The organism is Polaromonas sp., from assembly GCF_041689105.1.
In the GTDB taxonomy this organism is placed as follows: Bacteria; Pseudomonadota; Gammaproteobacteria; order Burkholderiales; family Burkholderiaceae_C; genus Polaromonas.
This window is the reverse complement of the sequence record NZ_JBDNGU010000111.1, coordinates 1-15014: the sequence shown is the minus strand read 5'-3', so window position 1 is coordinate 15014 and position 15014 is coordinate 1. Positions and strand designations below refer to the sequence as shown.

The 15014-nt window shown below is 62.6% G+C and carries 14 protein-coding genes and 2 pseudogenes; 7 read left to right on the top strand and 9 right to left on the bottom strand.

Translation table 11 applies throughout. The features are described from left to right. Positions 1-114: 114 nt before the first annotated feature. Positions 115-279, top strand: a pseudogene (locus tag ACESMT_RS12035) (sugar kinase); the annotation flags it as partial. A 216-nt stretch (positions 280-495) separates the two neighbouring features. Here the strand turns inward: ACESMT_RS12035 and ACESMT_RS12030 are convergent. The 5 genes from ACESMT_RS12030 to polA form a co-directional block, all read right to left on the bottom strand. Next, the gene (locus ACESMT_RS12030) at positions 496-816 is read right to left on the bottom strand and encodes a hypothetical protein (protein WP_372826834.1); all 321 of its coding nucleotides are present in this window, start codon (positions 814-816) and stop codon (positions 496-498) included. 3 nt (positions 817-819) lie between these two features. Further along, positions 820-981 carry a hypothetical protein gene (locus ACESMT_RS12025; RefSeq protein ID WP_372826833.1) on the bottom strand — a complete coding sequence of 54 codons (162 nt, stop codon included), beginning with the start codon at positions 979-981 and terminating at the stop codon, positions 820-822. Between the two features lie 117 nt (positions 982-1098). Next, positions 1099-1887 (bottom strand): ZIP family metal transporter, encoded by a 789-nt coding sequence (locus tag ACESMT_RS12020; protein WP_372826832.1) that lies wholly within the window; start codon positions 1885-1887, stop codon positions 1099-1101. A 138-nt stretch (positions 1888-2025) separates the two neighbouring features. Then, positions 2026-2925, bottom strand: a complete 900-nt coding sequence (locus ACESMT_RS12015) for a dienelactone hydrolase family protein (protein WP_372826831.1) — start codon at positions 2923-2925, stop codon at positions 2026-2028. A 162-nt stretch (positions 2926-3087) separates the two neighbouring features. Then, entirely contained in the window at positions 3088-5922 is a 2835-nt protein-coding gene (gene polA / locus ACESMT_RS12010; RefSeq protein ID WP_372826830.1) for a DNA polymerase I, read from the bottom strand. 64 nt (positions 5923-5986) lie between these two features. Between polA and ACESMT_RS12005 the strand changes: the two genes are divergently transcribed. The 4 genes from ACESMT_RS12005 (at position 5987) to ACESMT_RS11990 (ending at position 8982) form a co-directional block, all read left to right on the top strand. Next, entirely contained in the window at positions 5987-6355 is a 369-nt protein-coding gene (locus ACESMT_RS12005; RefSeq protein ID WP_372826829.1) for a hypothetical protein, read from the top strand. Positions 6356-6369: 14 nt separating this feature from the next. Further along, a complete protein-coding gene (locus ACESMT_RS12000; protein WP_372826828.1) occupies positions 6370-7371 on the top strand; it encodes a homoserine kinase in 1002 nt (333 codons plus the stop codon). 124 nt (positions 7372-7495) lie between these two features. Continuing rightward, complete coding sequence (locus tag ACESMT_RS11995) at positions 7496-8266, top strand: BPSS1780 family membrane protein (protein WP_372826827.1); 771 nt, start codon at positions 7496-7498, stop codon at positions 8264-8266. Then, positions 8263-8982 (top strand): iron dicitrate transport regulator FecR, encoded by a 720-nt coding sequence (locus ACESMT_RS11990; RefSeq protein ID WP_372826826.1) that lies wholly within the window; start codon positions 8263-8265, stop codon positions 8980-8982. Before ACESMT_RS11995 ends, ACESMT_RS11990 begins: the two co-directional genes overlap by 4 nt. A gap of 46 nt (positions 8983-9028) precedes the next feature. On the opposite strand, the gene ACESMT_RS11985 is transcribed toward ACESMT_RS11990, so the two are convergent. Then, positions 9029-9499, bottom strand: a complete 471-nt coding sequence (locus ACESMT_RS11985) for a tetratricopeptide repeat protein (protein WP_372826825.1) — start codon at positions 9497-9499, stop codon at positions 9029-9031. Between the two features lie 124 nt (positions 9500-9623). Then, positions 9624-10463: an IclR family transcriptional regulator gene (locus tag ACESMT_RS11980; protein WP_372826824.1), complete on the bottom strand. Its 840-nt coding sequence runs from the start codon at positions 10461-10463 to the stop codon at positions 9624-9626. Positions 10464-10642: 179 nt separating this feature from the next. Here ACESMT_RS11980 and ACESMT_RS11975 point away from each other — a divergent pair, with 179 nt between their 5' ends. Next, positions 10643-11782 (top strand): ABC transporter substrate-binding protein, encoded by a 1140-nt coding sequence (locus ACESMT_RS11975; RefSeq protein WP_372826823.1) that lies wholly within the window; start codon positions 10643-10645, stop codon positions 11780-11782. On the opposite strand, the gene ACESMT_RS11970 is transcribed toward ACESMT_RS11975, so the two are convergent. Then, on the bottom strand, positions 11775-12140 hold the full coding sequence (locus ACESMT_RS11970; protein WP_372826822.1) for a hypothetical protein: 366 nt from the start codon (positions 12138-12140) through the stop codon (positions 11775-11777). The two genes, ACESMT_RS11975 and ACESMT_RS11970, sit on opposite strands and share 8 nt — an antisense overlap. Before the next feature lie 45 nt (positions 12141-12185). After that, positions 12186-14624, bottom strand: a complete 2439-nt coding sequence (locus tag ACESMT_RS11965; RefSeq protein WP_372826821.1) for a UvrD-helicase domain-containing protein — start codon at positions 14622-14624, stop codon at positions 12186-12188. Positions 14625-14647: 23 nt separating this feature from the next. On the opposite strand from ACESMT_RS11965, the pseudogene ACESMT_RS11960 reads away from it, so the two are divergent. Then, a pseudogene (locus ACESMT_RS11960) lies at positions 14648-15014 on the top strand (hypothetical protein); the annotation flags it as partial.

Sequence of the window (15014 nt, the reverse complement as noted above, 5' to 3'; positions counted from 1 at the left end):
TTAGATAGCCATTTTGGAATACCAGGGACACTCTGTATAACTCTGACGAGGCTGTTGCAGTCGGGCCGGGATGGGCTGCAAGGCGTCTTTTTGCAGGCAATAGCCCAGCTACCGAGCATGGACCTGATGTGCCGCGCCGGGCGCACGGTGTCGTTTGACCCCAACCTGCGACCCACGTTGTGGGCCACGCCGGAGCTGATGCGTGAAGCCATCAACGACCTGGCGGGGCGCGCCGACTGGGTCCTGCCCGGACTGATGGAAGGCCGTTTCCTGACCGGATAATCCACGGCTGAAGGCATTGCCCACTCTCAGCCCTTTGCGGTCGGGCGTCAGCGGCTATCAAAAAGGGAGCGTTTGCCTTGTCGCGCATTGCGGTCACCCGTGCCACGGTATCAGGCGCGGGGAAATCACATCGGCTTCGGCGTGGGCTGGACCTGACCGGGGTTCGGCGGAGTGGTCAAGGGCTGCACCGGCTCGGGCGGCGGCACGTTGGGATCAGTGGCCATGTTTGCTCCGTGTGGTTGTGCCTTCGGGCTTTTTTTCGGGAGAAGGCTCGACTGGCTTGTCCAGCTCACGGATCATGCCCTCGCCTTCCCGGTCTCGGCCGTCGGAAGGAAGGTCGCGTTCATGGTGGATATCAGGCTCTGCCTTGTCGTGATTTTTGAGGGGTTGACGGGTGCTTCCCGACGAGCCTGCCGGATTGCGCCCAGGGATATTGCGGTCAGGCTCCGCAGGCAGCGGCGGTGTCGGGTCGTCGTTGCTGTCGTCGCCCGGCGGCACAGACTCTTGCTCCGGGAGGCGCGGGACGGCGTGCATGACTCAGAACCCCGTGACCAGCAATATCGGCGCGGTTTCTTTGACCACAACTGCCGCAGCAGCCATGCTGGCGCAGACGGTGGTGAAGTAAGCGACGTACGCGGCCAGCAGGCGGCGCGCGCGGCGGGGTTTGGCGGGGCGGTATTGGGGGGTGAGCGGGTTCATGGCGCATTCCTTGAAAGATTGATTCCATGATCTCCCCCGGGCAGCGCCCCGGTTATAGGCAGCCATGCCCTGTTCTTGTCAGCATCCGGCTGACACGGCCGCAGGCATCCGGAACGCTCAGCGCGCGTGCGCCAGCGCGCTGACGAGCGTCACCAGGGCAATGCCCACGCCCAACCAGCCGATTTGCGCAAAGGTTTCACGCGCGCTCAGACGTTTTTGCAGTTGCGGGATCAGGTCGGCCAGCGCCACATAAACAAAGCTGCTGGACGCAACCACCAGGAAATACGGCAGCCAGTCGTGCAGCATGTCGACCAGCGCATAACCGACCAGGCCGCCCAGCGCCGTCACGGCGCCCGCCAGCGACACCTTGACCAGCGCGGCGCGCTGATTGCTGGAGGTCTGGCGCAGCACCACCAGGTCGCCCATGTGGTGCGGTATCTCGTGCGCCAGCACGGCCAGCGCCGTGATCACACCCAGGCGCATGTCGGCCACAAAGGCCGACGCGATCAGGATACCGTCGCCAAAAGCATGAACACTGTCGCCCGTCAGCACGGCCCAGCTGCCCGACAGGGGCGCATGGCTGTGTGGGTGGTGGTCGTTGTGCCCATGGCCATGCTCCTGCGAACTGTGGTGCTCATGGCCATGGTGATAAAGCTCGGCCTTGTCGAGCAGAAAGAAAAACACCAGCCCGACCAGCAAGGTGCCAAACAGCTCCTTCGCGCCAGCCTGGCTCTCGAAGGCTTCGGGCAGCAGATGCATGAAAGCGGTGGCCAGCAAGGCACCGGCCGCCAGGCTCAGCATGTGGGTGGTGTAACGCGCCAGAATGCCAAAACTGAGCAGCGCCGCCAGCCACACGCTGCCAATGCCGGCGGCCAGCGTACCAACCAAAATTGCTATCAATGTCATAGCTGCTTGTGCCCGATCCATAAGGGCTGGAGCCCTAATAAGTTATAAAAAACTGCCCGCCGCCGAAAAGCGCACGAAAAAGCCGCCACACATTGCTGTGGGGCGGCTCCATGCCGGCTCGCTTCCAGTGCTTCTGGTTTAAGCGACGCCGTTGGCCTTGAACCACGCCAGAGCGCGTTTCCAGCCGTCTTCTGCCGGCTCCTTGCGAAAGCTCGGGCGGTAGTCGGCGTGAAAAGCGTGCGGGGCATTAGGGTACACCACAAACTGCGATGCCTTCGCCGCCGGGCTGCCGGCGGCAAGAGCCGTTTTCATCTTATCAACTGTGTCAAGAGGGATGCCGCTGTCCTGCCCGCCGTAGAGGCCCAGCACCGGCCCATTGAGGATGGGCGCGATCTCCACCGGGTGTTTCGGTGTCATGGGCGTGCTGGCGCCGACCAGGCGGCCGTACCAGGCCACGCCGGCCTTGACGCTGGGGCTGTGCGCTGCATACAGCCAGGTGATGCGGCCACCCCAGCAAAAGCCGGTGATGCCGACCTTGCCAGTGTCACCGCCATTCGCGCCGGCCCATTTGACCGCGCCGTCCAGGTCGGCCATGACCTGGGCATCAGGCACCTTGGAGACAACTTCGGCCATCAGTTTGGCGATTTCTCCGTATTGCAATGGGTCGCCCTGGCGCGCGTACAGCTCGGGCGCGATCGCCAGGTACCCGGCTTTGGCAAAACGGCGCGCGGTGTCGGCAATGTATTCATGCACGCCGAAAATCTCCTGGATCACCAATACAACCGGGAGATTGGTCTTGCCGGCCGGCGCGGCGTAATAAGCGGGCACCTTGAAACCGTTGACCTCGAAACTCGTTTCGCCGGCCTTCAGGCCGTCGGCAGGGGTCTTGATGGCGGTCTGCGCCATGATGGGCAGGGCCGTGGCGGCATAACCCACACCCAGTGCAGCCTTGAGCGCGGTCCGGCGGGTGGCACCGTTTTCGGTGCTCTGGCCGGGCAGCAGGGAATCAAACTCGTTTTTCTGGTCCTTGTTGAGCATGGTGGTTTCCTCAATATCTGGGTTGATGGGGAGTGAAAGAGCCGTGAACGAAAGCAGACGGAGTCTAGGTGGTCGCGCAAGTTGTTGCCGGTGCAGGGAATTATCGGAGGGTATGCCCTGCCGCCCATTCGCTGGCCGCCTTGTGGCCTTTACCCTGCGGATTCAATGTGCCTGTTCCCAGTTCGGGCCGATGCCGATTTCAGCGAGCAGGGGTACCCGCAGCTCGGCCACGCCGGCCATCAGGCGCGGGATTTCGGTGCGCACCCACTCGACCTCCGCTTCGGGCACCTCGAACACCAGTTCGTCGTGCACCTGCATGATCATTTTGGTGGCACGTTTTTCAGCGTCCAGCACCTGCTGCACCTTGACCATGCTGAGCTTGATCAGGTCGGCTGCCGTGCCCTGCATGGGTGCGTTGATGGCTTGACGCTCGGCGGCCTTCTTGCGCGGGCCGTTGCCACCGTTGATCTCGGACAGGTACAGGCGGCGGCCGAAGACGGTTTCCACAAAATGGTTCTCCTGTGCAAACACCACGGTCTGGTCCATGTAGTTCTTGACGCCCGGGTAGCGCTGGAAATATTTGTCAATGTAAGCCGCCGCGGCCTTGGTTTCAATGCCCAAATTGCGCGCCAGGCCGAAGCTGCTCATGCCGTAAATCAGGCCGAAGTTGATGACCTTGGCATAACGTCTCTGCTCGCTGCTGACCTGATCGACCGCCACGCCAAAAACCTCGGCGGCGGTGGCGCGGTGCACGTCCAGGCCGTCAGTGAAGGCGCGCAGCAGCGCCTCGTCGCCGCTGAGGTGGGCCATGATGCGCAGCTCGATCTGGGAGTAGTCGGCGCTGGCGATCACGCTGCCGGCAGGGGCCACAAAGGCCTCGCGCACGCGCCGGCCTTCCGGTGTACGCACCGGAATGTTCTGCAGGTTGGGGTCGTTGCTGGACAGCCGCCCCGTCACCGCCACGGCCTGCGCATAGTGCGTGTGCACCCGGCCCGTGCGGGGTGAGGCGAGCTGGGCCAGCTTGTCGGTGTAGGTGCCCTTGAGCTTGCTGAGCGAGCGGTGCTCCAGCAGCTTGGCCGGCAGCGGGTAGTCCTCGGCAAGTTTTTCCAGCACCTCCTCATCGGTGCTGCGCGCGCCGCTCGGTGTTTTCTTGATCACCGGCATGCCCAGCTTGTCGAAAAAAATCTCGCCTAGCTGCTTGGGGCTGCCCAGGTTGAAAGGCTGGCCGGCGATCTCGTAAGCTTCGGCCTCGAGCTGCAGGATGCGCTGGCCGAGCTCGTGGCTTTGCGTGGCCAGCATGGGCGCGTCGATCAACACGCCGTTGCGCTCGATGCGGTAGAGCGCCTCGCTGCTCTGCATTTCCAGTTCATACACAAAGCGCAGCCGCTCGTTGGCCTGCAACTGCGGCCAGAGCACACGGTGCACGTCCAGCGTCTGGTCCGAGTCCTCGCAGGAGTATTCGGCGGCTTTGGCGATGTCGACCTGGTTGAACTTGATCTGGTGCACCCCCTTGCCGCACAGGTCCTCGTAATTGATACCACTGCGGCCCACATGGCGCTCGGCCAGGCTGGCCAGGCCATGCGGCTTGGTCACCTCCAGTACATAACTCTGCAGCATGGTGTCGTGCGCATACCCCTGCACCTCGATGCCGTGGTTGGCAAATACATGGCGGTCGTACTTGACGTGTTGTCCCAGCTTGGCTTTGGTTGGGTTCTCGAGCCAGGGCTTGAGGCGCGCCAGTACCTCATCGCGTGGCAGCTGCTCTGGCGCGTCGGGATAGTCATGGGTCAGCGGGATGTAGGCTGCCTCGCCGGGCTTGACGCTGAAACTCAGGCCCACAATCTGCGCGAGCATTTCGTCGAGCGAGGTGGTCTCCGTGTCCAGCGCGACCAGCTCGGCCTGCTCAATTCTCGCGAGCCAGCCCTCGAATATTTTCCAGGTCAACACAGTGTCGTACAGGAGGTTGGTCGTGCGTTCGGCCGGCGGTGCAGCCGCATCGACCGCATCCGCCGGCTCGTCGAACAGGCCGGGCGAGGAGGCGTCGACGGCTTTGGCTTTGGGCTGTACCTGCCGGCCTTCGGGACCCCCGATCAGCTCCGGGGGTGTGTTTTCAACGTCAATCTGCCGGACCAGGCCCTTGAAGCCGTACTTCTCATAGAAATCCTTGAGAGCCCCGGTCTGTTGCGCCCCCATAGCGATGGATTCCATAGCAGGCAAACCTTCGATGTGCGCCTGTAGCTCGCAGTCTTTCTTGATGGTCAGCAGTTCGCGGCCCTTGGGCAACCAGTCCAGCGAGTTGCGCAGGTTGTCGCCGACCACGCCCTTGATCTCGCCCGCGCGCGCCACCAGCGCGTCCAGCGAGCCGTACTCCAGCAGCCACTTCACCGCCGTCTTCGGGCCCACCTTGGACACACCCGGCACGTTGTCCACGGCATCCCCAACCAGCGTCTGGTAGTCCACCATCAGGCGCGGCGGTACGCCAAACTCGGCCTCGACGCCAGCCAGGTCGCGGCGCCGGTCGTTCATGGTGTCGATCACGGTGATGTGTTCATCCACCAGCTGGCTCAGGTCCTTGTCGCCGCTGGAGATGATGACTTCAATGCCCTGGCTGGAGCCCATACAGGCCAGGGTGCCAATCACGTCGTCGGCTTCCACGCCGGGCACGGTCAGGACTTTCCAGCCCAGGAGCTGCACCACCTCGTGGATCGGCTCGACCTGACTGCGCAGGTCGTCGGGCATGGGTGAGCGCTGGGCCTTGTAGTCGGGGTACATCGCGTCGCGAAAGGTCGGGCCCTTGGCGTCAAACACGCAGGCTGCGTAGTCGGCCCGCACGTCCTTGCGCAGCTTTTGCATCATGTTGACCATGCCGCGGATCGCGCCGGTGGCTGGACTTTGCGGGTCGCCGGGGTTGGCGCGCAGGTCGGGCATGGCGTGAAAAGCGCGGTACAGGTAGCTGGAGCCGTCCACCAGCAGAAGTGTTTTTTTGTCGGTGCTCATGGCCGCAATTGTCACCGTTTTGCCTGCGCTACCCATCACCCCGCCAGCCCCCTACAATGGGCCCATGCAACACCCTATTTGCTCCCTTCTGATCGCCGCCGTTGCGGCGGTGCTGACCGGCGCCCCGGCACTGGCCCAGACGGCGGCACCTGCCCCGGCAGTGGCCCCTGCGGCGGCCCTGGAGCCCGGTACCAACCCAGCCAGCCGCCGACCCGATCCGGCGATCCAGCGCATCCGCACTGAAGATGCCGGTTCGCGCATCGACGAAGTGCGTGTAGGCGGTGAAACACAAAGCATCACGGTGCAGCCCAAGACCAATGTGCCCGCCTACGAAGTGTTGCCGTCTGACTCGACCAGGGGCGGCGGCACCGCTCCGTCCAAATCGGGCACCGGCACCACCGGCAGCCGTGTCTGGAACGTGCTGAAGTTCTAGCCGCCGGTTAGGGCATGGCCGTTTACACCGAAGTCTCGCTTGACGAGGCAGCCCCTCTTTTGCAGTCGCTCGGCCTGGGCCAGCTGCAAACTATCAGTGCCTGCGCAGGCGGGATCGAAAACACCAACTATTTCGTGGACACCGACCAGGGTCGGTATGTGCTGACCCTGTTCGAGCGCCTGAGCTTCGAGCAACTGCCCTTTTACCTGTACCTGATGCAACACCTTGCACAGCACGGCATCCCCGTCCCCGAGCCGCAGGCCATCACGGCGGCTGGTGCCGGGCCGTCCGGCAAGGCCGGCGACATCCTGCTGCGCCTGAAGGGCAAACCTGCCGCCGTGGTCAACCGGCTGCGCGGCCGCAGCGAGCTGGCGCCTGCGCCAGGCCATTGTGCGGCGGTCGGGCAAACCCTGGCGCGCATGCACCTGGCCGGCCGGGACTTCCCGCGCAGCCAGCCCAATCTGCGCGGCCTGGCCTGGTGGAACGAGACGGTGCCGGTGGTTCTTGCACACCTGGACGAAGGGCAACGCCGTCTGATCCTGTCCGAGCTGGCTTACCAGAACCACGTCGCGGCCTCATCAAGCTGGCAGGCCCTGCCGCGCGGACCCGTCCATGCTGACCTGTTTCGCGACAACGTGATGTTCGACGGCGAAGGCCAGGACGGTGCCCCGGAAATCACCGGTGTTTTTGATTTTTATTTTGCTGGCTGCGACGCCTTCCTGTTTGACATTGGCGTCAGCCTGAACGACTGGTGTATTGACCTGGCCAGCGGTGCGCACGATGCGGCGCGGGCTGATGCCTTCCTGGTCGCTTACCAGGCGGTGCGCCGGCTGACCCCGCAGGAACGCGCCCTGCTGCCGGCCATGCAGCGCGCCGGCGCGCTGCGCTTCTGGATTTCACGCTTGTGGGACTTTTACCTGCCGCGCGAGGCCGCCGTGCTGCAGGCGCACGATCCCGGTCATTTTGAACGCGTTCTGCGCGAGCGTGTCGCCCATCCCCACTCCGTTTCACACTGAAAGCGGGCCGTGATGACCGCACGCACATAAAGTTGCTGCGCCGCCTTCTTTTAAAGCAAACTTCAACGGCAGCGTTAAATTGTTCACCCTGTCGCCCTGAACCTCTCAACATGCAACTGACGCAATGAAACTCAACATCGTTCCCGCACGCACCGGCATCACATGGGTCAAGCTCGGCATCCAGACTTTCTTCAAGCAGCCTCTGGCGCTGGCGGGGCTGTTCTTTCTCTATATGGCGGCCGCCACATTGGCGTCGCTGATTCCGTTTGTCGGCGTTGTGCTGGCGCTGGCCATCGTGCCGGCGGCCACGCTGGGCCTGATGGCCGCCACGCTGGAAGCCACCAAAGGCCGGTTCCCCATGCCGGCCATCCTGGTCAGCGCCTTCCGGGCCGGCCAGCAGCGCGGCCGTGCCATGCTGGTACTGGGCTTTCTGTATGCGGCCGCCTGCCTGCTGATCGTCTCCATCGTGCCGCTGTTTGCCGATGCCCCTGTCAGCCGTGAAAGTGCGCTGTCGCCCGAGATGCAGGGGGTGATGCTGATGGTCATGGTGCTTTATCTGCCGGTGTCGGTGCTGTTCTGGCATGCGCCAGCGCTGGTCCACTGGCACGGCGTTACGCCGGTCAAGAGCCTGTTTTTCAGTGCCGTCGTGTGTTTCAGAAACGCTGGCGCCTACGTCGTGTTTGGCATCACCTGGATGGCGGTGCTGTTGCTGGCGGGCGTCGTCATCACCCTGCTGGCGGGCCTGTTGGCCAGCCCCGAAGCGGCGGCCGCGCTGATCATGCCGGCAGCCTTGTTGATGGCAGCGATGTTCTCAACATCGATTTATTTCACTTTTCGCGACAGTTTCGAAGCTTCCCCGCCTGAAGGCTCCACCCCCCAGGGAGACACACCATGACCCAGCACCTGCTACAAGGCCGCCAGGAAAAAGAAATCCTTTGGTTTCAGAGGCGAGACACGCTCAAGGCAGCGGCCGCCTGGCTGGCACTGGGAGGCTTGCCCGGCGCCATGGCCCAGCAGCGCGGCAACATCGTTCAGCTCACGGGCGACGCCACACTCAACGGCAGCCAGCTGAATCCCCAGCAGGCGATCCAGACTGGCGACGAGATCCAGACGGGACCCGGCAGCAATCTCATTTTCGTGATCGGCAACGCATCGTTTCAGGTCCGGCAAAACTCGCGGCTTTCGGTGGAGCGCGGCAATACGCTCAACGCCGTCAGCCTGCTGCGCCTGCTGACCGGCGCGGTGGCCAGCGTCTGGGGCAAGGGTGTCAACCGCAGCATCGTGATGCCCACGCTGACCGCAGGCATACGCGGTACCGGGGTGTACGCAGAAATTTTTGCAGAGCGGGACAACCGCAATTATTTCTGCAATTGCTACGGCACGGTTGATGTGGGCGCGGGCAACCAGAAGCTGGTCTCGCAAGCCGACTACCACCAGTCATTCTGGGCCGATTCAGAGGCCAAAAACGGCGTCTTCCTGACGCCGGCGCAGGCGCTAAACCACACCGACGAAGAGCTGGAGTTTCTGGCGGGGTTGGTTGATCAGCGCACCACCTGGCAGATTGCCGGTAAAAAAGGCACCAAGGATGGCAGCGGCAAGATGACCTACTGAGAGGCTGCGCGCAGCAGGCCCCGCAGGGGACTTGTTCAGCGCGCCCTCAGTTCTTCGCCTTGTAGTCAGCGATTGATTTGCTCAGGTCGGCGTACTCTTCGCAGGTCTTGTTGCCACAGATCTTTTCCAGCTCGGCCAGATGTTTCTCGGCCTCCAGCGGTCGCTTTTCCATCAGATAGGCCTGGCCGATGTACTCGTGCGCGCCCTTGTGCCGGGGATCAATTTTTAACGCGGTGTAGTAGTGCTCGAAGGCTTTGGTGATGTCAGGCGTGGCGCGCTTTCTATAGCTGTAGCCGAGCAGGTTGTGCACATCAGCGTTGCGCGGCTCTTCCCGCGCGGCTGCACTCAGTTCGGACATGGCGCGGCTCCAGTCCTTGGCGGCAATCGCGGTGCGGGCTATGCCCAGCCGGTCGCTGACCGAAGTGCGCGGCATGTTGGGAATGCTGCCAGGGGAATCAACGGCATGAGCCAAAGAGGCGCAGGCCGCCAGGACAATCAGTAAAGGCTTGAAGTTCATCGCGAATTCTCCGGAAGTCGGCGTTGTTGCCGATTGTAGTAACGCTGCAAAACAGCCAGCGGATGCGGCACCAAGTCACGACTTTGCTGCCCGCGTCCGATCTGACGCACAAAAGTGCGCGTTTTCAAAAAGCCTCGCCGGAAGCGCTCTGCAGCTTCCTGACCAGGCTCACCAATTGCGGGCGCACCTGCATCATCAAAAATTGCGGCGACAGCTTGAACCCCGGTCCGCCGCAACTGACCACCATCACTGCGCGGCCGCCCTCTGGACGAAAGGCAGAGGCAATGGCGTTGACATCTTTTTGCCAGTCACCAAACGAAGCACAGCAACCGTGCTCCCGGTAGTGGGCCAACGCCAGCTCAATGCCTGTGCGGGCCGCTGGCCAGGCTTTCTCGTCATGGGCGCGGATACGCTCCATCAGATCGGCACGCTCGCTCTCGCTGGCGCCGGCCAGGTAGGCACGCCCCATCGCACTGACGCCCAGCGGAATGCGTGAGCCCACATCCAGACTGAGGGTCAGCGCCGATTCGCTGCGGCAGTTTTCAACATAAATCATGCTGAGCCGGTCGCGTATGCCCAGCGAGACCATGGCCTGCGAGCTGTCAGCCAGATCCTGCATCAGCGGCCGCGCGATCTGGCGCATGTCCATGCGTGCCAGCATGGCGCCGCCCAGGGCCAGCACCGCACTGCCCAGGCGATAACCAGTTGCGCCTTTTCCATCGGTCGCCGGGACCAGGTAGCCTTGCCGCGTCAGCGTGTAGGTCAGGCGTGAAATGGTGGACTTGGGCAGACCGCAGCGCCGCGCCAGCTCCTGGTTGCCCAACATCCGGTCACGCGAGCGAAAGGCGCTGAGCACATCAAGGCCACGCGCAAGCGCAGTGACGAAGTGCCGGTCTTCCTTGGCCTGGACAGGTCGGGTTGTCGCCTTGGCGGTGACGGATGAAGCGGGTTGTTTATTTGGCATACTGTTCTGCATTGCGGAATTAGATTCTAGCAAGCACTTGATCGAGTGTCACCTGTGCGCCTCTATCCCCGGGAATACCATAGTTAGTGGTTGGAAAGTCTCTTCCAGAATCCGCAAACCACATCTGTGGATCATTATTCTGCAGTGCAGAATTAAAACCAAACGAGGAGACATTCGACATGAAGTACCCACAATGGATTGCATTTTTCGCCATCGCGATGGCGGCCGGCCTGGCGCAGGCAGCGCCCGGGCGCGAAGATATCGTCATCGGCCAGGTCGCGCCGCTGACCGGCGTGATCGCTGGAACCGGCAACGAATACGTGGCGGGTGGCGCTGCGTATTTCGCCTATATCAATGACAACGGCGGCATTTATGGCCGCAAGATCCGCGTCGCCCTCAAGGACGACAGCTACAAGCCGGACCAGACCCTGACCCTGACACGCCAGATCCTTGCGGAGGACAAACCGCTGGCGCTGTTTGGTTTTGTCGGCACTGGCAACGTGCTGGCGCTGAACAAAAACAAAGTGCTCGAGGAAGCAGGCATTGCGCTGCTCGCACCCTATACCGGCGCCAAGGATTTGCGCGACCCGATGAACCCGCACATCTTCCACATCCGGGCCAGCTACACCGACGAGACCGCGCGCATGGTCGAGCATCTGCACACCATCGGTCTGCGGCGCTTCGCCGTGATGTACCAGGACGATCCTTTTGGCAAAAGTGGCCTGGTGGGTGCCGAAACCGCGCTGCAAAAGCTCGGCATGAAGGCCGTGGCCACGGGCGCTTATGACCGCACCAAGCCTGAAGAAGTTGATGCAGCGGTAGCTGCCATCGCCCCGGCCAATCCCGACGCCATCATCATGGTCTCAGTCAATCGGGCTTCTGCCGCCTTCGTCAGGAAAATGCGTGCACAGGGCAGCAAGGCGCGCCTGTTCAGCATCTCTGTGGTGAACTTCAAGGAGCTGCTGAAAAACGCTGGCGAGGACAACGCCCGCGGCATCGGCATTTCACAGGTCATGCCCTACCCTTACTCCACGCTGGCACCGGTAGCGCGGGAGTTCCAGACCCTGATGGCCAAATACCAGCCGGACAAGGTGGTTTCCTACGCCAGCATGGAGTCCTTCATCGCAGCCAAGATTCTTGTGGAAGCGATACGCCGCAGCGGTGCCGATCCGACCCGTGCAAAGATCATCAGCCAGCTGGAAAAAATGAACAGCTATGACGCGGGAGGCTTCAAGGTGAGTTTCTCGCCGGAAAACCGCGTCGGCTCGAAATTTGTCGAAGTCACCGTGATCGGGCAGGACGGACGGCTGCTCAGGTAGCGCGACGTACTTCCAGGATTTCGTACTCGATCGCTTCCCGGTAGGTCCTCGCATCATGAAGCGCCAGATGCAGCAGGATTTTGGCGGCATGCGCCTTGATGACGCGGGGCATCAAGGCGCCGACAAGCACCAGTGGCAGCCCCCACCACACAAAGCCAGACAGGGCCAGTGCCGTGCCTATGCCCAGAAGCGGCAGCGCGATGCCGACCACGAACAGTCGGTGCTTGACGTATTTCTGAGCGCGCTCGGGGTTGACGATCAGGCGGAAACGGCCCATGGGCAGGCCGTTCTTGAATTCCTGGTGGCTGACCTCGACGGTAGCATCGTCTGCTTCAAGGCTTGTCCCGGTCTCATTCATGGTTGTCTCGCAGTTTTTTCGAACAGTTGTCGCCGGTCATCTTACCTAGACGACCGTGAGCTTGGCCACGCTCAGAGCCAGCCATTTCACGCCATGCCGCGTGAAGTTGATCTGAGCGCGCGCGTCGTCGCCGCTGCCTTCGAGCATCATCACGCGGCCTTCACCGAACTTGGCGTGAAACACTTCCATGCCGGTCTTCAGGCCGTGCGCCGGCGCGTTGCGCTGCGGAGGCACCGGCGGATTGGCAAACTTCTCGCCGCCCTGATTTCTTGATGAAAAAGCAGCTGCAGCCCAGTCCCCACGGGTGCCAACAGTTCCTGAATGTGTAGCGCCCCAGGCACTGCTGCCACCGCCGTAGGCCGATGCCAAGCCCTGGTTTTTCGGCGTAATCCATTTGAGCGCCGCCTCCGGCAGCTCGTCGAAAAAGCGGCTTTTGAGGTTGTAGCGGGTCTGGCCGTGCAACATACGTGTCTGCGAATGGCTCAGGTACAGGCGCTGGCGCGCGCGTGTGATGGCCACGTACATCAGGCGGCGCTCTTCCTCGATGCCGCCGGCGTCGCTCAGGGAGTTTTCATGCGGAAAAATGCCGTCTTCCAGGCCGGATATGAACACGCAGTCGAACTCCAGGCCCTTGGATGAATGCACCGTCATCAGTTGCACCGCGTCCTGTCCGGCCTGCGCCTGGTTGTCGCCGGATTCGAGTGCGGCATGGGTCAAAAAAGCGGCCAGCGGCGACAGCGTCTCGCCGGTCTCCTGGTCGGGCGCCAGCAGTTCCGGCAGCGGCTCGTCGCCCAGCGGCGCCGACGGGTCCAGCCCCTGACTGGCCGGGGACTGCCGCAGCGGCGTGCCCAACTCGTCCACCGGCAGCGCCACGGCATCGCGGCCGAAGCCTTCCATGCTGACAAAGGATTCGGCCGCGTTGACCAGTTCACCCAGATTTTCCAGCCGGTCCTGGCCTTCCTTTTCGAGCTTGTAGTGTTCTTCGAGCCCGCTGTGCTGTAGCACCAGCTCGATGATTTCGCGCAGGCTCAAGGTCGGCGTCTGCTCGCGCAGCACATCGATTTTGGCAACAAAGGCGCCGAGGTTCGCGCCGGCCTTGCCGGGCACGGCACTGACTGCGTCGTGCAGCGAACAGCCCGATGCGCGCGCGATGTCCTGCAGTTGCTCGATGCTGCGCGCACCTATGCCGCGCGGCGGGAAGTTGACGATACGCATGAAACTGGTGTCGTCATGCGGGTTGTCCATGAGGCGCAAATAGGCCAGCGCATGTTTGATTTCGGCGCGCTCGAAAAAGCGCAGCCCGCCGTAGACGCGGTAGGGAACGCCGTTGTTGAAGAGTGCGGTCTCCATGACCCGGCTTTGCGCGTTGCTGCGGTAGAGCAGCGCGATTTCCTTGCGCGCCGTGCCATCACGCACCAGCTGGCGCACTTCATCGACAAACCACTGGGCCTCGGCAAAGTCCGAGGTGGACTCGAACACGCGCACCGGCTCGCCGGGACCGGCCTCGGTACGAAGATTCTTGCCCAGGCGGTTGCTGTTGTGGCTGATCAGCGCGTTGGCCGAGTCGAGAATGTTGCCGAAGCTGCGGTAATTGCGCTCCAGCTTGATCTGGTGCTGTACATCGAACTCGCGCACGAAATCCGCCATGTTGCCGACCCGCGCGCCGCGAAAGGCGTAAATGCTCTGGTCGTCGTCCCCCACAGCCACCACCGAGCCACCCGGCATGGCATTGCCTGCGGAGGTAGCGTCATCGCCCTGCCCGGCCAGCATCTTGATCCAGGCGTACTGCAGCTTGTTGGTGTCCTGGAACTCGTCGATCAGGATATGGCGAAAGCGCCGCTGGTAGTGCTCACGTACCGGCAGGTTGTCCCGTAGCAACTCATAACTGCGCAGCATCAGTTCACCAAAATCAACCACGCCCTCTCGCTGGCACTGCTCTTCGTACAGCGCATAAATTTCGGCCTTTTTACGGGTTTCTTCATCGCGCACCACCACGTCTTTGGCGCGCTGGCCGTCTTCTTTGCAGCCAGCGATGAACCACATCAGTTGCTTGGGCGGGAAGCGCTCGTCGTCGATGTTGAACTGCTTGCACAGGCGCTTGATCGCCGAGAGCTGGTCCTGCGTGTCCAGTATCTGGAAGGTCGACGGCAGATTCGCCAGCTTGTAATTCGCGCGCAAAAACCGGTTGCACAGACCGTGGAAGGTACCTATCCACATGCCGCGCACATTGACCGGCAGCATGCTGGTCAGGCGTGTCAACATCTCTTTGGCTGCCTTGTTGGTAAAGGTCACCGCCAAAATGCCGCCGGGCGAGACGTAGCCGTTTTGCAGCAGCCAGGCGATACGGGTGGTCAGCACGCGGGTTTTGCCGGAACCGGCGCCGGCCAGGATCAGCGCATGGGTGGCCGGTAAAGTGACAGCCGCCAGTTGCTCCGGATTAAGATTTTGTAAGAGTGGGGAGCTGGGTGCGACTTCTGAGAACATCCCCTGATTGTAGAAAGCCCGCCATGCCCCTGATGTTTGCGCTGCGCATACCCGTTTTGATGCCCCTGCTGCTGGCCACCTGCCTGTTGCAGCCTGCCCGCGCCCAGTCGTCGTGCGCCAGCGACGGCCAAAGCCGGCCGGTCGCGCTGTTGGAGCGATTTATCAGTGCCGATTGCCGCGACTGCTGGGCCGATCCGGCCACGGCAAGGGCGCGCCCGCGCGAGATCGCGCTGGACTGGATTTTTCCCGGCACCCAGGGCGAGGACGCGCCGCTGTCAGCGGTGGCGACGCGAGACGGCCTCAACCGCCTGCAGGCACTGGGCATAGCGCCCCCTGCGGGCGGCGGCAGCCGCAAGACAAACATGACCCGTGCGCCGGGCACACTGCGGG